The following is a 20,773-nucleotide window of genomic DNA, read 5'->3' as shown; positions in this document are numbered from 1 at the left end:
CCTTCGCCAACGTAAAAACAAGTCAGCCCATGCTACCCCATCTGTTATTTGATTTCGGCGGCGTCATCATCGACATTGATTACGACGCCACCCCCGCCGCCATGCGCCGCCTGAGCTGCGCTGGCAGCACCATTGCCTTCAGCCAGGCCACCCAGTCCGAACTGTTTGACCAGTTTGAAACCGGCCACCTCTCCCCCGCCGCGTTCCGCACCGGCCTGCGCCACGCCTACGACCTCGACGCCACCGACGCCGAGCTGGACGCCGCCTGGCACGCCATGCTCCTCGACGTGCCCGCCGAGCGCCTCGCCCTCATTGGCGAGCTGCGCCGCCAGGGCCACCAAACCGCCCTGCTCAGCAACACCAACGCCCTGCACATTGCCGAAATCAACCAGCGCTTGGCCACCACATACGGTTTCCGGCACGGCATTGCCGACGTGCTCGACCGGGTTTTTTACTCCCAGGAAGTGGGGCTGCGCAAGCCGGGCGAGGAAATATTCCACCACGCCCTGCGCGAAATGAACTGGCAGCCCAAAGACGTGTTGTTTATTGAAGACAGCCCGCAGCACGTTGCCACGGCCCGGCGGCTGGGGCTGCAGGTGCTGCACCTGGCCCCACCCCTCACCCTCACCTCTGCCCTGCCCGAAGCCCTCCGTGCCTTTCCCCGAGAATACGCTCCCGCCCAATCCTGACCCCAATTTCTGGCCTGCTGCCCCGCCGGCGCCGCCTGCCCTGCCGGGCCCGTCCGGCCCGCTTTCGGAGCGGGTGCGGGCGCGGCGGCTGTTCCAGCGCTTCGAGCAGCCGGAGGCCTCGCCCACGCGCAAGGCGGTGGTGCACATCGGGCTTTTTCTGGTCACGCTGGTTACCACCACGCTGGCGGGCATTCAGCTCACGCAGGCCCGGGAAGACCCTGTTAATTGGCTGCCGTTTGAGATTTTTCAGCTGAGCGGGCCGGCCCTGTGGGCGGAGCTGCAGCGCGGGCTGTGGTTTTCGCTGCCGTTTCTGGCCGTGCTCACGGTGCACGAGTTCGGGCACTATTTCACGGCGCGCCACAACCGGGTGCGCACGTCCTTGCCGTACTTTATTCCCTTTCCGCTGGGGCTGGGCACGTTCGGGGCCATTATCCGCATCAAGCAGCGAATTTTTTCGCGGCGCGAGTTTTTCGACATTGGCTTGGCGGGGCCGCTGGCGGGCTTTGTAGTGGCGGTGGCGGTGCTGGCTTACGGCTTCACGCACCTGCCGCCGCTGGAGTACCTCTTTGCGCTGCACCCCGAGTACGCGCAGTACGGCGCCAGCTACGCCCAGCACGTGTACCCGCCGGGCGCGGCCGGCTATACCCTGGCCAAGCCCCTGCTCTACCAGTTTCTGGAAGCCACCCTGGCCGACCCCGCCCGCCTGCCCCACACCAACGAGCTGCTGCACTACCCGGTGCTGCTGGCCGGCGCGCTCAGCCTGTTTTTCACGGCCCTCAACCTGCTGCCCATGGGCCAGCTCGACGGCGGCCACATTCTCTACGGCCTGCTGGGCCGGCGGCGCTTCAACAAAACGGTGCTGTTCATCTTCCTGGGCTTCGTGTTTTACGCCGGCCTGGGGTTGTTTTCGCTGCGCAGCGGCTGGGAAGTGTGGCTGTACGGCGGCACCGCCTACGCCCTATACCTGGGGCTGATATTCTGGCGCGTGATGCCCACGCCCCGCCAGAGCCTGCTGCTGGCGGCCAGCGTGTGGGCGGCGCAGCTGGCGTGCACGGTGGCATTCCCCAATGCGTTTGGCAACCCCGGCTGGCTGATTTTCGGGCTGTTGCTGGGCCGCTTCACCGGCATCTACCACCCGCCCGCCCCCGACGAGCGGCCCCTCAGCGCCGGCCGCAACGTACTGGGCTGGGTGATGGTCGCTATTTTTGTAGTCTGCTTCACGCCGAGTCCTTTTAAGTAATGCAACTGTTTAGAAAGTCAATTTTATAAGCGTTTGTCATCCTGAGCGAAGCGAAGGACCTTCTCACGTTGCGTCGCACTTGTTCTGCGGTGAGAAGGTCCTTCGCTTCGCTCAGGATGACAGTTCCTATTCGGATAAACTCTTAGCCGTTATTTCTACGAATGATTTTTACCCAAAAGCAGCTTTTTCTCGGCACCACGCACATTGCTTTGCGGGCCGAAAGCCTGTATGTCTGCAAACGCAACCCACAGGGGGTGGCCACGCTCGAAACCGAAGTACCTTATGAAGAAGTGCTGCCTGTGAAGTCGGGTGAGCACCGGCACATTCCCACCACGCAGCTCGTACTCACGGGGCTGCTCTTGCTTTTTGTGGGCTACGGCCCCTGGCGCGACTGGCTGGCCACGGGCGAAGTGGGCTTCCCCCTGTATTCCTGGTGGCTGATTCTCGCGGTGAATGTCTTGGCTATCTGGCTGCGATTTGAGCAGCAGTGGTGCACCTTCCGGCTGCAAACGGCTCACTTGGCCGTGACGCTGGCCGGCCGGCCCTGGCAGCGCAAGGAGTTCCGGGCGCTGGTGGCCGAGCTGGAGCGCCGCACCAAAACCTACCTGCGCGACGAGTACGGCCAAGTCAATCCGCTGGGCTTTATCGAGCCGCAGCTGCGCCGCGTGGCCTGGCTGCGGGAGCTCGACGTGCTCAGCGCCCGCGAAGCCCAGGCCCTAAGCATCCGCCTCACCGGCCGCCGCACCACCGACACGCTCAAAAGCATGGGCCAGGAGCTGGAATCCCCGTATTTAAACTAAGGGGCTATCCGAACAGGGACCGTCGAACTGAGCGTAGTGAACCACTCTATCGCTGCCGAACGACTCTTCTACCCGGATAAGATGCTTCGCATGACCGCTCTTGTTGGGATAGACTCCAAGTGCCGGTTAGAGCTCGACCGGGGAAGCGGCGCAGAGACGCATCCTCGCGCCTTATTGCCCACCCCGTTTGGCGGCTATCGTTCCACGACGAGACGCAGGTATGCGCCCGTACCCCAAGCGAGTGCGTGCTCCGTAATAAACCCGAGCGCTAGGAACTTGCCATACTGGCCCGCGTATGGATAAGGGTTTAGTTCACCCTTTGCTCTCCCTACGTCATGGCTATTTCCCTCAACCCCCAGGCCGTTACCTACGCCAAGCGCCTCATACGGGACGGCAACACCAAGAGCGACAAAAGCCCCTGGGCCGCGTATATCCCCGGCGCAGCCGATGAAAACATCTTTCTGGAAAGCCACCAGATTGAGGAGTACGGCAATTGGCACCTGGGCCTCGACATGAGCAAGCCCGAAAACACCAAGGGCCGCTACCTTTTCCCGTATGGCGACTTCCGTGCCGTGCACCACAACGGCCTGCTGGCCGCTAAGGAAAGCGCCGCCCAACAGGGCTACCCCGACATTGAAAACGCAGCAACCAAACTGCTCAAGTACATGGAGGAACGCGCCTGCTAGAGCCCGGTTGGCCGGCGCTACCCCAAAAAAGGGCCCGACTGCGCTTGCAGCCGGGCCCTTTGCTTGTCGTCGGGCAATGCCTGCGGTGCTAGCCCAGCGCCACCACGCCAGGCAGCTCCTTGCCTTCCATGTACTCCAGCAGCGCGCCGCCGCCGGTGCTGATGTAGCTCACCTGCTCGCCAAAACCCAGCTGCTGCACAGCCGCGGCCGAGTCGCCGCCGCCGATGAGCGAGTAGGCGCCTTTGGCGGTGGCGTCGGCGATGGCGTGGGCCACCTGCTCGGTGCCTTTGGCGAAGTTGGGCATCTCAAACACGCCCATGGGACCGTTCCAGAGGATGGTTTTGCTCTCGCGGATGATGGCCGTGAAGGCTTCGCGGCTGTCGGGGCCCAGGTCGAGGCCCATCCAGCCATCGGGGATTTCGGTGTTGGGAGCCTCTTTTACGTTGGCGTCGTTGGCGAACTTGTCGGCAATGAGCGAGTCGGTGGGCAGCACCAAGTTCACGCCCTTTTCCTTGGCTTTTTGGATGAGCTCGCGGGCCAGGTCCACCTTGTCGGCTTCGAGCAGCGAGCTGCCCACTTTGCCGCCCTGGGCCACCGCAAAGGTGTAGGCCATGCCCCCGCCGATGAGCAGGTTGTCCACCTTATCGAGCAGTTTTTCGATGATGAGAATCTTGTCGGAAATCTTGGCGCCGCCCATGATGGCGGTGAAGGGCCGCTCGGCTTCTTCCAGCACCTTCTTGGCGTTGTCGAGCTCCGACTGCAGCAGGTAGCCGCCCACCCGGTCCTGGGGCGCAAAGGAATGGGCCATTACGGCCGTGGAGGCGTGGGCGCGGTGCGCGGTACCAAAGGCGTCGTTCACGTACACGGTGCCCAGCTTAGCCAGCTTGGCAGCAAAGTCCTGGTCGCCGGCTTCCTCTTCCTTGTAAAAGCGCACGTTGTCCATCAGCAGCACCTGGCCGGGCTGCAGGGCCGCGGCTTTTTGCGCGGCCTCGTTGCCCAGCACATCGCCCCCAAACTGCACCTCGCGGCCGTATTCCTCGGTGAGGCGCGCCACCAGGCTTTCCAGCGAAAACTTCTTCTCGTAGCCGCCCTTGGGCCGGCCCAGGTGCGAGAGCAGCACCACGGAGCCGCCGTCGTTGAGGATTTTCATCACCGAGCGCGTGGCCATGCGGATTCGGGTGTCGTCGGTGATGCGCAGGTCCTTGTCGAGCGGCACGTTGAAATCGACGCGCATCACGGCACGCTTGCCAGCAAAATTGTAGGTATCGAGGGTGTTCATCAGGTGAAATGGTGAAGTGGTGGAGTGGCGGGTTGAAGCTACAAAGTAAGGCGAACGACAACTCCCCTCCTTGTTTAAGGAGGGGATGTTCGAGCTGCAGGCTCGGACGGGGGTGGTGAAGTCGTTGAACGATGTCCGAACGATTGGCGGCGGAGTCGTTCGGGTGTCGTTCAACGACTGCACCACCCCAGCTCACGCTTCGCGTAAGCATCCCCTCCTTAACAAGGAGGGGAGTTGTCGTTCTTCTAGCCCCGTTCCCCTCCTTACCTTTGCCTCACTTATGAGAATCGGCATTTTTTTCGGGGGCACTTCGCGCGAGCGGGAAATTTCTTTCGCCGGCGGCCGCACCGTCTTTGATAATCTGGATAAGGCCCTGTTTCAGCCAGTGCCCATCTTCGTGGATAGCCTGGGGCAGTTTATTCTGCTCGACTGGCAGTTTATCTACAAAGGCACCATTCGGGACTTCTACCCGCCGGTGTCGTCGCAGCCGCCTTCGCTGCACCACTTGCAGGTGTACATCGAAAGCTTGGGCGAGCTCAGCCAAGAGGAGAAAGTCCAGGCCATTGCCAAAGTAGGCCGCCAGGTGCAGGTAGAAGAATTGCCCCAGCTCATGGACTTCGCGTTTCTGGCCCTGCACGGGCCGGGTGGCGAGGATGGCGCCATTCAGGGCATGCTGGAGTGGCTGGGCATCCCGTACTCGGGTTCCGGCATTCTGCCCTCGGCCTTTGGCATTGATAAAATAGCGCAGAAGAGCCTGCTACACGCCCTGGGCCGGCCCACGCCCGCTTTCCGCGTCATCAAGGCCGAGGAATGGGACAGCACCAACCACGCCGCCACGCTCAGCTACCTGGTGCGCGAGCTGGGATTGCCGCTGGTGCTCAAGGCCCCGCGCCAAGGCTCCAGCATCGGCGTAAGCATTTTGAAAACCGACGATTTAACCAAGTTCGAGGACGCCGTGGAGCGCAGCCTGTTCCGCAAAAACCTGACGAAGGAGGAATGGCTGCGGCTGGGCGAAAAGGATAAGCTGGCCTGGGTGCAGCACCTCACCGACATCCGGGAGGGCATCGGCCTGCCCGTGACGCTTTCGCGTCACAATGAAGAATTAAGAATGAAGAATGAAGAATTGGAGGCCGATAATTCTTCACTCCTCATTCCTCATTCCTCATTAAGCGAAGCGACCGTCTACCACCCCGAAACCCTGCTTTCAGCCCTCAACGAGCGGTTTGAGACGGCCGACAGTGTGCGTCTGACCAACGTGGACGGCGAAACGCAGGTGCTGATTGAGAGCTTTGTGGCCGGCCGCGAGTTTAGCTGCATTGTGGTGGAAGACGCCAACGGCCTGCCCCTGGCCCTGCCGCCCACCGAGATTGTGAAGGGCGACGAGCTGTTCGACTACCGCTCGAAGTACCTGCCCGGCCTGGCGCGCAAAGTCACGCCCATTGACCTGCCCGAGGAGAAAATTCAGGAAATCCGCGAGGCCTGCGAGGAAATGTTCCGCACGTTCGGCTTCCAGGTGTATGCGCGTTTGGATGGCTTTGTGGGCCCCGATGGCAAGCTGTTTTTGAACGACCCGAACACGACATCGGGCATGCTGCCGGCCTCATTCTTCTTCCACCAGGCCGCTGAGATTGGGCTGAATCCCTCGCAGTTCCTCACCTACCTCATCCGCACGTCGCTGGCGGCGCGGCGCCGGGCCGGGTTGCGGCCCGTGAAGCTGGCACAACTGCTCGAAAAGCTCGACACCGCCGTGGCCGGCCGCCAGCACGAGACCACCGAGCGCATCCGGGTGGCCGTGATTATGGGCGGCTACTCGTCAGAGCGGCACATTTCGGTGGAAAGCGGCCGCAACATCTACGAGAAGCTCAGCTCCTCGGCCAAGTACGCGCCGGTGCCGGTGTTCCTCACCGGCTCGGCCGACGAGCACCGCCTCTACGTGCTGCCCGTAAATGTGATGCTGAAGGACAACGCCGATGACATCCGCGAGAAGATTGAGCACGCCGAGGCGGGCGAGGCCCCGCACCCCATTCTGGAGCGCATCCGGCGCGAAGCCGGCACCATCACCAGCACCTACGCCGGTCAGGCGCTGGCGCTGCCGCGCCGCATTTCCTTCGAGGACCTGGCCCAGCTGGCCGATGAGGTGTTTATTGCCCTGCACGGCCGGCCCGGCGAAGACGGCGCGCTGCAGCAGGAGCTGGAAAAATTCGACCTGCCCTACAACGGCTCGGGTGTGGCCAGCAGCAGCGTCACCATCAACAAGTTCGAAACCAACAAGCGCCTGCGCGCCGCTGGCCTGCTGGTGGCCGAGCACCGCATGGCCGCCAAGCTGGAATGGCAGGCCGACGCCGAAAGTTTCTACCGCGCCCTCGAAACCCAGTTCCCCTACCCTTTCATTGCCAAGCCCGCCGACGACGGCTGCTCTTCGGCGGTGAAGAAAATCAAGACCCGCGCGGAGCTGGAAGCCTTCAGCCAGCTCATTTTCCGGACCGAGGAAGACCTTCTGACGGGCCCCGCCGGGGTGCTGCAGCTGGGCTTCAAGGAGGAGTTTCCGCGCAAGGATGCTTTCCTGGTCGAAACGCTCATCGGCCGCGACGGGGCGGCGCATTTTCTGGAAGTCACGGGCGGCCTGCTCACGGCTTACGACGAAGCCGGGCAGCTCAGCATCGAGGTTTTTGAGGCCAGCGAGGCCCTGGCCACCGGCGAGGTGCTGAGCTTGGAAGAGAAATTCCTGGCCGGCGAAGGCCAAAACATCACCCCCGCTCGCTACGACGCGGACCACGCCGAGCGCCAGCGCATCTCTAACGAGGTGAAAGCCGTGCTGCGCCGCGTGGCCGAAGTGCTCGACATTCAGGGCTACGCCCGCATCGACGCGTTTGTGCGCGTGCGCGCCGGGGGCGAAGTCGAGGTGTTGATTATCGAAGTCAACTCCCTGCCCGGCATGACACCCGCGACGTGCATTTTCCACCAAACGGCGCTGGCCGGCTACACGCCTTATCAGTTTATCGACCGGATTCTGGAGTTCGGCAAGGCGCGGGTGGCCAAGGCAGTGCTCTCTAATCAATAAATTAAGAACGTCATGCTGAGCTTGTCAAGCATCTCTACCGCAATAGTAAAATCATTTAGTACAGCGGTAGAGATGCTTCGACAAGCTCAGCATGACGTTCTTTGGTCCATAACAAAGATTTTATTACTCAATGTCATTCTTTTCTGCTAATAGCCCCCTCGACGTTGTGAAGCACTTGGTGCTTATTGCCGTGGCCGGCCTGCTGCTGATTCTGGGGTTCTTCTACGTGTACTTGCCCATGACCACGCACCACGGCGAAACCATCACGGTGCCCAAGGTGACGGGCATGAACGTGGCCGACCTGGAGGACTACCTCGAGGAGCGCAACCTGGCCTACTTCGTGGACGATTCCAGCTACAGCCCCAGCATTCGGCCCTTTACGGTGCTGGTGCAGGACCCCGCGCCCGGCGAGAAGGTGAAGGAGGGCCGCAAAATCTACCTGCAGGTGAGCATGAAAAACCCGCCGGTAATCAAAATGCCCAAGCTCACCGATGGCTCTTCGAAGAATGCCATGCTCATCCTGAAAAGCTACGACCTGGTAGTGGGCCAGATTCAGCTGGTGCCCGACCTGGCTCAGAACGCTGTGCTCAAGCAGCTGGTGAACGGCAAGGAGATAGCGCCCGGCGCCCCCATTGCCAAAGGCACCAAGGTAGACCTGGTGGTGGGCGACGGCCAAGGCAACCAAACCTTTGCCGTGCCCAACTTGGTGAACATGCCCGAAGACGAAGCCATGACCCTGCTCGTGGGCCAGGGCCTGCAAAAAGGCGAAGTATTCCAGGTGCCCGCCGAGGATGGGCAGGTATCCGGCACGGTGGTGCGCCAGCGCCCCATTGCCGGCCCCGACGCCACCATTCGCATGGGCCAGCTGGTCGATATCTGGGTGGCCCAGTAATTCGTATTTGAGTAGCGCGAAGCACCGCTTTGCGCTACTGCACTTTTTCCGGTTCTGCCGTCGTTAGGTTACCAAAGCCCGATTTTATGACTTTACGCTTCCCCACCTACCGCCATTTCCTGTTGCCCACTTTGCTGCTGCTGACCGGCGCGGCGGCCGGCCAGGTGCGCCCGCGCTGCCCCTCGCCGCCGACCCGGCCCGCGCCGTGTACGCTCCCACCAAGGCCCAGCGCGCCCAGCAACGCGGGACGCCGCCGTGGCGCTGCCTTTTTTCGACGACTTCACCACGCCCCTCGAAGGATTGCCCAAAACTCTGAACTGGCTGCCCACCGGCGGGGCCTTGGTCAACAACCGCCTGGCCCTGCAGCCCCTGACCCGCGGCACGGCAACCCTCGATGGCCTGCGGGCCAACGGCCAGAGCTACAGCGGGCTGATTACCAGTTCGTACGGTGCGCTCGATTCGCTCACTTCGCAGCCCATCAATCTGGGCGGCCTGACGCCAAACGATGCCGTGTACCTGAGCTTTGCCTGGCAGGCGGGCAGCATTGTAGGCGTACCCAACGCCAGTGGCGGCACCACGCCGGTACGTCTGGAACTCTACGTGAGAAACAACGCCGGCACCTGGGAACTGGCCTGGAGCCAGGCCAGCACGCGCCGGCGCACTGGCTTCCGCCAGCAGGTCATCGACTTGAACCAGGCCAAGTACCTGCACGGCAACTTCCAGTTTCGGTTTGTGGCCACCGGTAACGCCTCCGACAACAGCGACAACTGGAGCATCGATTACGTGGTGCTGGACCGCGGCCGCACCCGCGGCACCTCCGATACCACCTTTGTGGACATTGCCACCAGCGCCGGCCTGCGCGGCGGCAATCCCTCGGGTGGCCTGCGCAGCCCCCTGCGGCGATTTTCGGCCATGCCGGTGTGGCAGTTCAACGCCGCCCCGGCGGGCACCAGCGAGCTGAACCCGCGCCTGGGCGTGAACCTGAGCAACCTGAACGCCGGCGTGCTGCCAATTCCTATCGATATAACCGGTTCGGTGCGCGTGCTGCCTGCGGGCGCCGCACTGGGCAGCTGGCTAAAAATCAGCCGCCCCCTGCCCGTGAACCCGCGCCTCGACAGCGTGACCGGTGCCGCCAACCGCCAGGCCGTGCCCACCACGGCTTTTGAAAAGCGCCTGCGCTACACGCTGGCCCTGAACACCCAGGAAACCAATCCGCGCACCCTGGCCAACGACACCATCTTCCGCGACGTGGAACTGAGCAACTACTATGCTTACGACGACGGCTCAGCCGAAAACATCACGCAGCTTGTGCCCTACTCCACGGGCCAGTCCGCCGCCTTCGCTTATCGTTTCGACCTCAACCAGCCCGACTTCGTGCGGGGCCTGCGCCTGTATCCCGTTTTCACGGCGTCGGATGCGGCCCCGCGCTCCGTCACCATCAACGTGTGGGCCGATGAGGCCGGCAGGCCCAGCCAGCAGCCCCTGGCTACTAAAACCGCTACCATCACCAACCCGTTGCCGGCCGGCTTCCAGTACGCCGAAATCACCTTCGATGCTCCCGTACGGGTTTCAGGGTCTTTTTACGTGGGCTATTCGCAGCCCTCGCAGGGCCGCGACCTGCACTATGGCCTCGACCTGAACAGTACGTTCCCCCCGCGCCACCTCTGGCGCCGCGACAATACCGGCGCCTGGGACACCGTCAATTTTGTGCCCCGCGGCCTGCCGCCCCGCGGTGCCCTCATGATGCGCGCCGTGATGACCAATGGCGTGGCCACGGCCACAGCTTCGGCCCGTGAGGCGGCTGCTTTCAGCCTGTTTCCTAACCCGGCGGCGCGGGGCACCACCGTCACGGTAGCGGGCCCTCGCTTTGCCCGCGCCACCGTATTCGATGCCCTGGGGCGTGTAGTATGGCAACAGCCCACGGCGCAAGCCGGGCAGGCGAGCCTGCCGCTGCCCGGCTTGCCACCGGGCATCTACACGGTGCGCCTCACCCTGCCCGATGGCCGCACCGTGGGCCGCCGCCTGATGCTGGAATAGCCAGACCGGAAAACACAAAAAAGAGGCCCGTCTGGACTGACGAGCCTCTTTTTTGTGGGCGTTGGGCGTGGCAGCAGCGCAGGCCGCTACTCGCCCAACCTAGTAGGCGCGCTTATTTAGCGGGCATCAATACCGTGTCGATAACGTGGGTTACGCCGTTGCTCGAAATCACGTCGGCGATGGTCACGCGGGCCATGCCGCCTTTGGCGTCTTTAATCATTACGCCATTGCCGTTTTTCATCACAGTCAGCGTCTCGCCCTGCACGGTGGTCAGGACCTGGCCGGCGGTGAGGTTGCCAGCGGTGAGGCGGCCGGGTACTACGTGGTAGGTCAGGATTTTGGTGAGCGTCGGCTTCATCTCGGGCGTCACCAGCGAATTGACCGTGCCGGCTGGCAGCTTATCAAAGGCAGAATTGGATGGCGCAAACACGGTGAAAGGACCAGCGCTTTTCAGCGTTTCTACCAGGCCAGCGGCCTTCACGGCAGCGACCAGGGTGGTGTGGTCGGAGCTGCCTACGGCGTTGTCTACGATGTCTTTGTCGGGCGTCATCATGGCGCCGCCTACCATTACGCCACCGCTTGTGGTGGTGGTGGTGCTACCCATGGTTTCGGTGGTGGTGCTCATGGCCTCGCCCTTGCGGGGCTTGGTTTTGGCTCTCATTTTGTCGCCCTTATCGGTTTTGCCTTTAACTTTCATTTTGCCGTCGTCGGCCATTTTGGTCTTGGTCATTGTGCCATCGGCCTTCGTTTTGGTCTTTTCGTCGTCACTTTTAGTTTTCATTGCATCCTGAGCGAATGCGGGAGTTGCGAACGCGACGGTGAGGGCCAGGGCGGCGAAGAGTGGTTTGCTGTTCATGAGAAGGTATTTGGAGTGATAAAATTAACTGGCCCCTATACGTGGCCCAACCCACTTTGGGTGTTCTTTATAATCAAGCATTAATATTCGCTATTGTTTATTCAATTGGCCTTGATGGTTTTTTACTGTTCCAGGCCCCTATTCCGTTGGCCCGGGACGTTGCCTGCTGCCCCGACCCTGGCAGCGCAATAGGCGTTGGAACAGATTCTCTCAAACCAAGGCAGTTACGTGAAAAGGCAGAACTTCACCTTCCCGCAGCGCCATGCTGCTGCCTTCCTTCCTTCGCCTCGCCGCCGCCTTCGCCCTGCTCTGCGCCACCTCCTGCAGCCACGACCTGGCCGAGCGCCCCAATGCCGGCCTCGTGGCCGATGCCGTGGACAACCAAGCGCCAGCAGCGGCTACTTCGCTGCTCAACGTGCGCTGGGAGCTGCGCGAGCTTGCGGGACAGCCCGCGCCCACTATGGAGGCCCCCCCCCCCATTTCGTGCCACGCGACGGCCTCGCCCGCACCGAAGGCCGGGCCGGCTGCAACCGGTTTTCGGGCCCGTACAGCGCTCCGGCCGTGGGCCAGCTGCGCCTCGGCCCGCTGCCCACCACCCGCACTGCCTGCCCCGACCTCGCCACCGAAGCGAAATTCCTGCGCGCCCTCAACCGAACACAGCAGTACCGTATCAGCGGCACCACCCTGAGCCTGTACGCAGCCGATACGCTCGGCGCGCCCCTGCCGGCGCGCCCCTGGCGCGCCGGCAGGCTGTGGCCGATGAATAGCGGCGGCGAGCCCGGTCCACTGGCCCGCTACGCGCCGGGCTGGCCGTCTGCCAGCAGCGCACACGCGGCGTGGCGGGGGCAGCTCACCCAGTGGTCATTGACCAGCCCAGCGGTTTGCAGGATATTGTAGCACGTCATCGGGCCGGTCATCACGAAGCCGCGGCGCTTGAGCTCCCGGCTCATGGCCACGCTTTCGGGCGTGGAGAGGGGCGCGGGGTTGATGGCGCTTCGCTCGTTGTCTACCGTTTGCCCGCCCACGAAATCGTAGAAGAACGGCAGGAGGCCCGCTTCCCCTACTTCTGCCCGCAGGCGCAGCCATGCCTGGGCGTTGCGCACGGTGGCCTCCAGCTTGCGGCGGTTTCGCAGGATGCGGGGGTTCTCCATCACCTCGGCAATATCGTCTTCGCCCCAGCGGGCAAGGCGGTCGGGGTCGAAATTCGCCAGCAGCTCGCGAAAGCCCTCGCGGCGCTTGAGTACCACCGGGAAGTCGAACCCCAACTGAAAGGTGTGCAGCACCAGATATTCGAACAGAATGGCCGCTTCCGCCACGGGTTCGCCCCACTCGTAGTCGTGGAAAGCACGCATCAGCGCGTTGCGGTCGGCCCAGGGGCAGCTGGTTTCGAGCGGAGCAGGCATGGGGTGAGCAGTGGGCATTCAATAAAAAAGCCCTCCTGCAATGTGCAGAAGGGCTTTTAAGTGGCCGCGTTAGGAATCGAACCTAAATCAAGAGCTTCGGAAACTCTCATACTATCCGTTGTACGACGCGGCCGGATTGCGGCTGCAAAAGTAGCCATAAAAGCGAAGGAGACCAAATATAACCTCACAATTCATACGAGCCAGCCGAGAACCGGTAAAACCCCAAGCCGGTAAAAACAGTTAAGCCAACCGTGTTAGTGCTTACACATCTTCAACCTCCTACACTGTTTTTATGAAAAAGAATCTGTACACGGCCGACGCTTCGGCCATTGGTGGCCGTAGCGGCCGCGTTCGTTCCGCCACGGGTACTATCGACATGGAAATGTCGGTGCCCGAAGGCTTGGGCGGCAAGAAAAGCGCCACCAACCCCGAAGAGCTGTTTGCCGCCGGCTACGCCTCGTGTTTCCAGCAGGCGCTGCTTGTTGTCGCCCAAAAAGCCGGCGATACCCTCGACAAGGAAAGCACGGTACAGTGCTCCGTTACGTTGTTTCAGGAGGGCGAAGCTTACGGCCTGAGCGCCGTGTTGGACGTGGATTTGAAAAAATTTGACGAGACTAAAACCGTTGAAATGGTGCGCCAGGCCCACAAAATCTGCCCTTACTCGGTGGGCACCCGCGGCAACATGGAAGTGGAGCTGCGCGTGATGGGCAAAGCCATTCCGGTGCAGGCCGAAGAGAATGCGGGCGTTGCCGGCGAGTAATTTTTAAGTAGTAGTTAAGAAAGAAAAATGGCCGCCGGATATGCTCCGAGCGGCCATTTTTCTTTCTTAACTACTACTTACCGCTACGCGGTAGCAAGTACTTCTTTCACGCGGGCGGCAGCGTCCTTCAGCAGGGTAGCCGACTTCACTTGCAGGCCGCTTTCGTCGATGATGCGCGCACCTTCTTCGGCGTTGGTGCCTTGCAGGCGCACGATGATGGGCACGCGGATGTCGCCGATTTTCTTGTAGGCTTCCACCACGCCGTTCGCCACCCGGTCGCAGCGCACGATGCCGCCGAAGATGTTGATGAGAATGGCCTTCACGTTCGGGTCCTTCAGGATGATGCGGAAGCCCGCCTCTACCGTCTGGGCGTTGGCTCCACCCCCTACGTCGAGGAAGTTGGCCGGCTCGCCGCCGCTCAGCTTGATGATGTCCATAGTGGCCATGGCCAGGCCGGCGCCGTTCACCATGCAGCCCACGTTGCCGTCGAGCTTCACGTAGTTCAGGTTGTTCTGGCTGGCTTCTACTTCCAGGGGGTCTTCCTCGTTGAAGTCGCGCAGGGCCACGAAATCCTTGTGGCGGTAGAGGGCGTTTTCGTCCAGCGTCACTTTGGCGTCAACGGCTAGAATTTTGTTATCCGAAGTCTTCAACACGGGGTTGATTTCGAACATGGCGCTGTCGGTTTCGTCGTAGGCCTTGTAAAGGGCGGTTACGAATTTCACCATCTCCTTCTGCGCTTCGCCCTCAAGGCCCAGGTTGAAGGCAATTTTGCGGGCCTGGAAGCCCTGCAGGCCCACGGCGGGGTCCACGTGCTCGCGGTGAATTTTCTCGGGATGCGCCTCGGCTACTTCCTCGATGTCCATGCCACCTTCGGTGGTGTAGATGATGACGTTTTTGCCCAACGCCCGGTCCAGCAGCACGCTCATGTAGTACTCCTTGGGCTCCGAAGCGCCGGGGTAGTACACGTCCTGGGCTACCAGCACCTTGTTTACTTTGCGGCCTTCGGGGCCGGTTTGCTTGGTAATGAGCTGCATGCCAATGATGTCCTTGGCAATGCCGGCCACCTTGTCCAGGCCTTTGGCGAGCTTCACTCCGCCCCCTTTGCCCCGTCCGCCGGCGTGGATTTGCGCCTTGATGACGAACCAAGTGGTGCCGGTGTCAGCCGTCAGTTTTTCGGCGGCGGCCACAGCCTCCTCGGGGGTATCGGCCACAATGCCTTCTTGGATACGGACACCGTATTTTTTCAGGATTTCCTTACCCTGGTATTCGTGAATGTTCATAAGGTTGGTAAAGGGGTGGGTTTAGCTACTCTTACCGTCGGTTGGTGGCACGAAAGTACGGCGGCCAGTCTTGATTGTAGCAATTGCGTGCTCGTAGTATACGCTCTTAGCTTGCGACGAGCGCAGCGAGTTCGGCGGCTGGCCTCGTCAAACGGTGCGTTACCGGCTGCTCGCTGCGCTCGTCACAAGCTAAAGCTAATGCTACGTTTTAGCTCGTGCTACATGCCGTACCAGCGGGCCAGCACGGCTTCGGCGGGCTTGTGCTGGGGCGTGAAATCGGCGTGGCGGCGGGCAGGGCCATCGGGTGCTAGGCCGGGGTACCACTTCCAGATAAACATGCCTTTCAGCCACGGCTGGCCCCAGCAGGCCCGAAACAGGGCCTCGTAGCAGCGGGCCTGGGTGGCTTCGTCGGGGGCAATGGGCAGGGCCAGGCGCTCGGGCCACTCCCAGGGCCGGGCCGCGGCGTCGGGGGTGGTTTTGTAGCCTACTTCGGTGAACACAATTGGCTTTTTGATTTTTTTCTGCCAGGCAGCCAGCGCGCGCAGGTGGGGCTGCCAGCCGGCTAGCAAGGTATCGAGGGAAGGATTGGCGGCTGGGCTCAGGGGGAAATAGGCCTGAATGCCCACGTAGTCGAGGGCGTCCCAGAAGCGGATTTGCTGGTACTCGCCGCTCCAGTTGGCCGCGTAGGTGAGCGGCCCGTGGTACACCTTCCGGATTTGGCGAATGAGGCGGCGCCAAGCCTTTTCGTGGGCGGGCCCGGTGGGGTGCAGCAACTCGGTACCAATGCAAAACGCGTCGAATTTGCCCTGCTCGGCCACTTGGGCGTAGTGCAGAATAAAGCTGGCGTAGCTGGCAAACCAGGCGTCCCAGTCGGCCTGGCTCTTCATGTTGATGTCGCCGGGCCAGGCACCGTTGCCGCGGACCCAGAGGTGGGGCTTGAGAAGGGTGCGGATGCCGTACTGGTGGGCCAGTTGCGCGGTGTGCAGCAGGCCGGCGTCGCTCTCGCCCCAGTAGCTGCCCCGGCCGGGCCGCCGCCCGGTGCTCACCCGAATAAGCGGCTCGTTGGCCCCGGCCTGCCAGCCGAAGGGCATCTGGGCTATCCAGGTCACGTGGGCTTTGCGCAGCGGCTCCAGGTCGGCGGCGGTAGTCGAGTCGCCGCCCACCCAGCTCACGCCGCGCAGGCGGGTGCTGTCGAAGGCGCCCGCGCCGCTGGGTGGGGCGGCCCCGAAGGCGGAGGGCATGGTGGCCAACTGCCGGTTGAGGGCCGGGCCAGCGTCCCCGCCCCCAACATGCCGGGGCCACGACCACAGGGCCAGCAGCGGCAGCGCCGCCAATAGAAACAGCAGCCACCAGCGCCGCCGCAAAACAAAAAATACAGGCATGAGCGAAAGGTCAGTCACTGGCAAATTTTCAAAACACGCCGCCCGGTTTGCAACACGTACGCGGCCCCGTAACGCACGCGTAGATTCTGCGTAGCTTTGCCACTACCGCATCACTCACGCTTTTCGTTGCCTTCCGTTGCTGCAAGCTATCAACATTCACAAGAGCTACAACTCCCTGAACGTGCTCAAGGGAATCGACTTGACGATTGAAAAGTCGGAAATTGTCAGCATCGTAGGCTCTTCAGGCGCGGGAAAAAGCACGCTGCTGCACATTCTCGGCACCCTGGACAACCCCGATTCGGGCGAGGTATTGTTTGATGGCGAATCCGTCAGCACGCTGGGACGCAACGACCTAGCTCGGTTCCGCAACCGGCACATTGGCTTCATTTTCCAGTTTCACAACCTGCTGCCCGAGTTCACGGCGCTCGAAAACGTGTGCCTGCCTGCCTATCTGGCTGGCCGCTCCGAAAAAGAAGTGCGCGTACGGGCCCGCGAGCTGCTTGGCATGCTCAACATGGAATTCCGGGCCGACCACAAGCCCAGCGAAATGAGCGGCGGCGAGCAGCAGCGCGTGTCCGTGGCCCGCGCCCTCATCAACTCGCCCGAAATCATTTTCGCCGACGAGCCCAGCGGCAACCTCGACACCAAGAACGCCCAGGAGCTGCACCAGATTTTCTTCCTGCTGCGCAAAGAGCTGGGCCAGACCTTCGTCATCGTGACGCACAACGACCAGCTGGCCGAAATGGCTGACCGCAAGATTGTGATGCGCGACGGCCACATCGTGGAAGGCGGGTAAAGAATACCAACGATTGGTTCCCGCAGAGGAACGCAGAGGATTTACGCAGAGGGCCGCAGAGGATTTATTTTTCTGCGGCCCTCTGCGTAAATCCTCTGCGCTCCTCTGCGGGAAAGCTTTATGGCCCACTCAACAAGCGAAAACCCTTACGCTGGCCACTCACCCAATCTGATTAGTCATGAAAATTTCACTAAACCATTCAACATCCTGATAAACAGCAATAAAATTTCCCAATATTTTTGGCTTTTCTGGCACGTTTCTCGCAATGCCTCGGTTATAAACCCGAACATCAGTTGGACACATTACTAAAGAACACAGCCATGAACGAGGCCACCAAAACCACTAAGGACATTACCAAAAAAGTGAAAGTCGAGAGCTACGACATCAGTCGCTCCGATGAGACGCTGGACCTGGCGAAGGACCTCGCCAAGTTCATCAAGGACAACAAGCTCACCACCAACGTGCAGGGTAAGGAGTTCGTGAACGTGGAGGGCTGGCAGTACGCCGGTTCGCGCCTGGGCATCGTGCCCATCGTGGAGCACGTCATCAACGTGAGCAGCCCCGATGAGATGAAGTACCAGGCCAAGGTGACGCTGTTTGACCTTCGCCACCAGACGACCGTGGGCGCTGGCTTCGCTGTGTGCTCCAATAAGGAGAGCGGGAAGAAATTCTACCAGGAATTTGCCATCATGAGCATGGCACAGACCCGTGCCATCGGCAAGGCCTACCGCAACTGCCTGGCCTGGATTATCCGTGCCGCCGGCTACGAGCCCACGCCCGCTGAGGAAATGGATTACAACACCAATACGGCCACCGTGGCGCCCGCTGCCGCCGTAGCCCAGGCCGTGCCTGCCATGCAGGTAGTGCCCACCGAAGTCCCTGCCGTGGCCGCCGAGCAGGCCGCCCCGGTACAGTACGCCACGGCTTCGCAGAAAGAGGAAATCATCCGCTTGCTGAACCACCCGGTGATCACCCGCCCCGAGAAGACCAAGATGCTGCTCAACATCAACCGGCTGGACGAGGAGCGCGCCATTCAGGCCATCGCCAAGCTGCGCAAGGCCATCGATGACCGTGAGAACGGCGAGAAAGCGGCTGCTTAAGCTTCGGTTTTGTTAGTAAAGGAGCCCGGTGCCGTGAGGTGCCGGGCTTTTTTGTTGCCCTTTCTACAGACGAGCGGGGCTACGTGTGTCTTCTAAAGCTGAAGCTGCCGCGTTTCGTTGGTAGTCCCTGGGGTGAAGTAATCCGTGGTCAGTGGTTCGTCGCACCTTCCTGGGCAGGCTGGTAACACAGTCCGCTGCCACCTGGCAGTTTCGTTTTTAAAAGCGTGGCAGCGAACTTCCATGCGCAAGGCAGCGTAACCGGGCGCAAAGGCTGGACCTGCAGTACCGTGCTCGACCGGCCGCAGTTGTCATTCAGCCCTTGGCAAACCCCTACGCTAAAGCCAGGCAAGCCGACCCGGAACCCGAAGCGAAGGAACCTGTATTCTAGCCTGCACATCTCCCCCTATGCTCGATACGCCAGCTTCGACCCTTCCCGCTGACCTGGCGGGCCCCAACGATTTCTCGCTCACACTAATGGAAATCGCCCTGACGGGCTTCGTGCTGTTGCGCCCGGTTTACGACGCGACCGGCGAGACGATGACCGACCTGGCCTACGAGTACCTCAACCCCGCCGCCCAGCAGATGCTGCGGCTGCCGCAGCGCCCCACGGAGTCTTTTCTGACGCGCTTTCCCAACGCCGGGCCGGTTGGTATTTTCGCCTTTTACCGCGATGCTTTCCTGTCGGGGCAAACCCAGCGCGAGGCCTTTAATTTTCAGCACGACGGCCTCGACAGCTATTTTCACTTGGTGGCCCGGCGGCAGGGGGCGCTGTTGGTCGTCAGCTTCCTCGACACCCTAGACCCGCTGCCGGCGGCCCAGGCCCGCGAACAGGCCGCCCGCACGGCCGAAACCCGCACCGCCCTCGTCGAGGCCGAGCAGCAACGTGAGCATCTCCGGGTGCAGCAGGGCCTGTTGGGCCAGATTATCGGCCAGGTGCCGGCCGCCATCGCCACGCTCAGCGGCCCCGAGCACCGCTATTCGTTCTTCAACGACCACTACCAGCGCCTGGTGGCGGGCCGCGCCGCGCAAGGCCGCACGGTGGCCGAGATGCTGCCCGAAATCAGGGAACAGGGTTTCCTGGCCCTGCTTGACCGAGTGTACACCACCGGCCAGCCCTTCAGCGGCACCGAAACGGTGCTCCTGCTGCCGGGTGCCGCCGCGGGGTCGGCCGAGACGCGGTACATCGACTTTATTTACCAGCCGCTGTTCGACGGCCAGGAGCGTCCGCAGGGCATCCTGGTGTTCATCGCGGACGTCACCGACCGGGTGCGGTCCCGCAAGCAGGCCGAGACGGTGCAGGCCGCCATGCTGGCCGTGGTGCAGCGCCAGGCCCAGCAGCGACAGGACTTGTTCCAGATATTCGAGCAGACGCCGGTGTCCATCGTGCTGCTGCGCGAGCCCGACCACCGCATCGACCACTTCAACCCGGCCTTCGTGGAGCTGTTTCCGCCCGAAGCGTGGACCGGGCCGCTGCGCGGCCACACCCTGTCGGAGGTATACCCACGCATCCGGCTGGCGGGCCTGGTCGAGCTGATGGACATGGTATACGCCACCGGCGAAAGCCAGGCCGTCATCGACATGCCGCTGGCCAAACTGCATCCCGGCAGCCCGCGCTACGTCACGTTTGCCTACCAGGCCTACCGCGAGGAAGGCCGCATTGTGGGCGTGGCGGCGTTTGTCTACGACGTGACTGACCAGGTGCTGGCCCGCCAACAAGTGCACGCCCTGAATGCGGAGCTGGCCGCCATCAACCAGGAAATGCTGGCTACCAACGAGGAGCTGAAAGTTGCCAACAACCGCCTCACGCGCACCAACTCCGACCTGGATACCTTCGTTTATTCGGCTTCGCACGACCTGAAGTCGCCCATCACCAACGTCGAAGGCCTGCTGCTGGCTCTGCGCGAGCATCTGCCGGCCACGGCCTTCGAAGTCCCGCTGGTGCCGCGCCTGCTCGGCATGATGGACGACGCGGTGGCCCGCTTCCAGCAAACGCTGGGCCACCTCACCGACGTGACGCGCCTGCAGCAGGGGCAGCCCGGCCACCTCGCCGAAGAAATTGACTTGCCCACGCTGGTCGACGCCGTGCGCCTCGACATGCTGCCCGAGCTGACCGCCGCCGGGGCCACGCTCACCGTGGACCTGGCCGCGTGCTTCACGGTCCGCTTTTCGGCCAAAAACATGCGCTCCATCGTTTACAACCTGCTCAGCAACGCCGTGAAGTACCGGACGCCCGACCGGGCCCCCGAAGTGCAGTTGCGCTGCCACGCCGCCCCCGACCAGGTGGTGCTGGAGGTGCAGGACAACGGACTGGGCCTGAGTGCGGCGCAGCAAACCGAATTATTCCGCATGTTTCGCCGCCTGCACGGCCATGTGCCCGGCTCGGGTGTGGGCTTGTACATGGTCAAGAAAATGGTGGAGAACGCCGGCGGCAGCATCGCAGTGCAAAGCCAGCCAGGCGTGGGATCCACCTTCACCGTTACGCTGCCTAACGCAGGCTAGCCCTTCATCTTTT

At 62.1% G+C, this 20,773-nt stretch carries 17 protein-coding genes and 1 tRNA gene; 12 read left to right on the top strand and 6 right to left on the bottom strand.

Annotated elements, in window-relative coordinates; genetic code table 11:
- Positions 1 to 29 precede the first annotated feature (29 nt).
- The 4 genes from BEN47_RS13345 (at position 30) to BEN47_RS13330 (ending at position 3,415) form a co-directional block, all read left to right on the top strand.
- A complete protein-coding gene (locus BEN47_RS13345) occupies positions 30 to 689 on the top strand; it encodes an HAD family hydrolase (protein ID WP_070728893.1) in 660 nt (219 codons plus the stop codon).
- Positions 652 to 1,929, top strand: coding sequence for a site-2 protease family protein (locus BEN47_RS13340; protein ID WP_239691602.1), 1,278 nt, complete (start codon positions 652 to 654; stop codon positions 1,927 to 1,929). Before BEN47_RS13345 ends, BEN47_RS13340 begins: the two co-directional genes overlap by 38 nt.
- A gap of 161 nt (positions 1,930 to 2,090) precedes the next feature.
- Positions 2,091 to 2,729: a hypothetical protein gene (locus BEN47_RS13335; protein WP_070728892.1), complete on the top strand. Its 639-nt coding sequence runs from the start codon at positions 2,091 to 2,093 to the stop codon at positions 2,727 to 2,729.
- Between the two features lie 335 nt (positions 2,730 to 3,064).
- Entirely contained in the window at positions 3,065 to 3,415 is a 351-nt protein-coding gene (locus tag BEN47_RS13330) for a hypothetical protein (RefSeq protein WP_070728891.1), read from the top strand.
- Positions 3,416 to 3,503: 88 nt separating this feature from the next.
- Here BEN47_RS13330 and BEN47_RS13325 read toward each other — a convergent pair whose 3' ends face one another.
- A complete protein-coding gene (locus BEN47_RS13325) occupies positions 3,504 to 4,694 on the bottom strand; it encodes a phosphoglycerate kinase (protein ID WP_070728890.1) in 1,191 nt (396 codons plus the stop codon).
- A 280-nt stretch (positions 4,695 to 4,974) separates the two neighbouring features.
- Here BEN47_RS13325 and BEN47_RS13320 point away from each other — a divergent pair, with 280 nt between their 5' ends.
- From BEN47_RS13320 to BEN47_RS13310, 3 genes are all read left to right on the top strand, one after another.
- Positions 4,975 to 7,755 carry a D-alanine--D-alanine ligase family protein gene (locus tag BEN47_RS13320; protein WP_070728889.1) on the top strand — a complete coding sequence of 927 codons (2,781 nt, stop codon included), beginning with the start codon at positions 4,975 to 4,977 and terminating at the stop codon, positions 7,753 to 7,755.
- Positions 7,756 to 7,885: 130 nt separating this feature from the next.
- Positions 7,886 to 8,647 carry a PASTA domain-containing protein gene (locus BEN47_RS13315; protein ID WP_070728888.1) on the top strand — a complete coding sequence of 254 codons (762 nt, stop codon included), beginning with the start codon at positions 7,886 to 7,888 and terminating at the stop codon, positions 8,645 to 8,647.
- Positions 8,648 to 8,902: 255 nt separating this feature from the next.
- Positions 8,903 to 10,684 carry a T9SS type A sorting domain-containing protein gene (locus BEN47_RS13310; protein WP_125921669.1) on the top strand — a complete coding sequence of 594 codons (1,782 nt, stop codon included), beginning with the start codon at positions 8,903 to 8,905 and terminating at the stop codon, positions 10,682 to 10,684.
- A 112-nt stretch (positions 10,685 to 10,796) separates the two neighbouring features.
- On the opposite strand, the gene BEN47_RS13305 is transcribed toward BEN47_RS13310, so the two are convergent.
- Entirely contained in the window at positions 10,797 to 11,309 is a 513-nt protein-coding gene (locus tag BEN47_RS13305; protein WP_070728955.1) for a fasciclin domain-containing protein, read from the bottom strand.
- 459 nt (positions 11,310 to 11,768) lie between these two features.
- Between BEN47_RS13305 and BEN47_RS22900 the strand changes: the two genes are divergently transcribed.
- Complete coding sequence (locus BEN47_RS22900; RefSeq protein ID WP_369073819.1) at positions 11,769 to 12,437, top strand: META domain-containing protein; 669 nt, start codon at positions 11,769 to 11,771, stop codon at positions 12,435 to 12,437.
- Here BEN47_RS22900 and BEN47_RS13295 read toward each other — a convergent pair.
- The gene (locus BEN47_RS13295) at positions 12,335 to 12,943 is read right to left on the bottom strand and encodes a DNA-3-methyladenine glycosylase I (protein WP_070728885.1); all 609 of its coding nucleotides are present in this window, start codon (positions 12,941 to 12,943) and stop codon (positions 12,335 to 12,337) included. The genes BEN47_RS22900 and BEN47_RS13295 overlap by 103 nt on opposite strands.
- 61 nt (positions 12,944 to 13,004) lie before the next feature.
- A tRNA-Arg gene (locus BEN47_RS13290) sits at positions 13,005 to 13,076 on the bottom strand.
- 159 nt (positions 13,077 to 13,235) lie between these two features.
- Between BEN47_RS13290 and BEN47_RS13285 the strand changes: the two genes are divergently transcribed.
- On the top strand, positions 13,236 to 13,703 hold the full coding sequence (locus BEN47_RS13285; RefSeq protein WP_070728884.1) for an Ohr family peroxiredoxin: 468 nt from the start codon (positions 13,236 to 13,238) through the stop codon (positions 13,701 to 13,703).
- A gap of 83 nt (positions 13,704 to 13,786) precedes the next feature.
- On the opposite strand, the gene sucC is transcribed toward BEN47_RS13285, so the two are convergent.
- Positions 13,787 to 14,983 carry an ADP-forming succinate--CoA ligase subunit beta gene (gene sucC, locus BEN47_RS13280; RefSeq protein ID WP_070728883.1) on the bottom strand — a complete coding sequence of 399 codons (1,197 nt, stop codon included), beginning with the start codon at positions 14,981 to 14,983 and terminating at the stop codon, positions 13,787 to 13,789.
- 218 nt (positions 14,984 to 15,201) lie between these two features.
- On the bottom strand, positions 15,202 to 16,365 hold the full coding sequence (locus BEN47_RS13275; RefSeq protein WP_083322414.1) for a glycoside hydrolase family 113: 1,164 nt from the start codon (positions 16,363 to 16,365) through the stop codon (positions 15,202 to 15,204).
- Positions 16,366 to 16,501: 136 nt separating this feature from the next.
- Here BEN47_RS13275 and BEN47_RS13270 point away from each other — a divergent pair, with 136 nt between their 5' ends.
- The 3 genes from BEN47_RS13270 (at position 16,502) to BEN47_RS13260 (ending at position 20,760) form a co-directional block, all read left to right on the top strand.
- Positions 16,502 to 17,161 (top strand): ABC transporter ATP-binding protein, encoded by a 660-nt coding sequence (locus BEN47_RS13270; protein WP_035561930.1) that lies wholly within the window; start codon positions 16,502 to 16,504, stop codon positions 17,159 to 17,161.
- Between the two features lie 320 nt (positions 17,162 to 17,481).
- Positions 17,482 to 18,261, top strand: a complete 780-nt coding sequence (locus tag BEN47_RS13265) for a hypothetical protein (protein ID WP_070728882.1) — start codon at positions 17,482 to 17,484, stop codon at positions 18,259 to 18,261.
- 405 nt (positions 18,262 to 18,666) lie between these two features.
- Complete coding sequence (locus tag BEN47_RS13260; protein ID WP_070728881.1) at positions 18,667 to 20,760, top strand: PAS domain-containing sensor histidine kinase; 2,094 nt, start codon at positions 18,667 to 18,669, stop codon at positions 20,758 to 20,760.
- The last annotated feature ends 13 nt before the right edge of the window (positions 20,761 to 20,773 follow it).

Origin of the sequence: Hymenobacter lapidarius (assembly GCF_001816145.1) — a bacterium.
In the GTDB taxonomy this organism is placed as follows: Bacteria; Bacteroidota; Bacteroidia; order Cytophagales; family Hymenobacteraceae; genus Hymenobacter; species Hymenobacter lapidarius.
This window is presented reverse-complemented; position numbering and strand designations above follow the sequence as displayed.

Excerpts from the sequence above, each read along its gene's own strand:
- BEN47_RS13345 (WP_070728893.1), top strand. The coding sequence starts at position 30 with ATGCTACCCCATCTGTTATTTGATTTCGGCGGCGTCATCATCGACATT.
- BEN47_RS13335 (WP_070728892.1), top strand. The coding sequence starts at position 2,091 with ATGATTTTTACCCAAAAGCAGCTTTTTCTCGGCACCACGCACATTGCT.
- BEN47_RS13330 (WP_070728891.1), top strand. The coding sequence starts at position 3,065 with ATGGCTATTTCCCTCAACCCCCAGGCCGTTACCTACGCCAAGCGCCTC.
- BEN47_RS13325 (WP_070728890.1), bottom strand. The coding sequence starts at position 4,694 with ATGAACACCCTCGATACCTACAATTTTGCTGGCAAGCGTGCCGTGATG.
- BEN47_RS13320 (WP_070728889.1), top strand. The coding sequence starts at position 4,975 with ATGAGAATCGGCATTTTTTTCGGGGGCACTTCGCGCGAGCGGGAAATT.
- BEN47_RS13315 (WP_070728888.1), top strand. The coding sequence starts at position 7,886 with ATGTCATTCTTTTCTGCTAATAGCCCCCTCGACGTTGTGAAGCACTTG.
- BEN47_RS13305 (WP_070728955.1), bottom strand. The coding sequence starts at position 11,309 with ATGAGCACCACCACCGAAACCATGGGTAGCACCACCACCACCACAAGC.
- BEN47_RS13295 (WP_070728885.1), bottom strand. The coding sequence starts at position 12,943 with ATGCCTGCTCCGCTCGAAACCAGCTGCCCCTGGGCCGACCGCAACGCG.
- BEN47_RS13285 (WP_070728884.1), top strand. The coding sequence starts at position 13,236 with ATGAAAAAGAATCTGTACACGGCCGACGCTTCGGCCATTGGTGGCCGT.
- sucC (WP_070728883.1), bottom strand. The coding sequence starts at position 14,983 with ATGAACATTCACGAATACCAGGGTAAGGAAATCCTGAAAAAATACGGT.
- BEN47_RS13275 (WP_083322414.1), bottom strand. The coding sequence starts at position 16,365 with ATGCCTGTATTTTTTGTTTTGCGGCGGCGCTGGTGGCTGCTGTTTCTA.
- BEN47_RS13265 (WP_070728882.1), top strand. The coding sequence starts at position 17,482 with ATGAACGAGGCCACCAAAACCACTAAGGACATTACCAAAAAAGTGAAA.
- BEN47_RS13260 (WP_070728881.1), top strand. The coding sequence starts at position 18,667 with ATGCTCGATACGCCAGCTTCGACCCTTCCCGCTGACCTGGCGGGCCCC.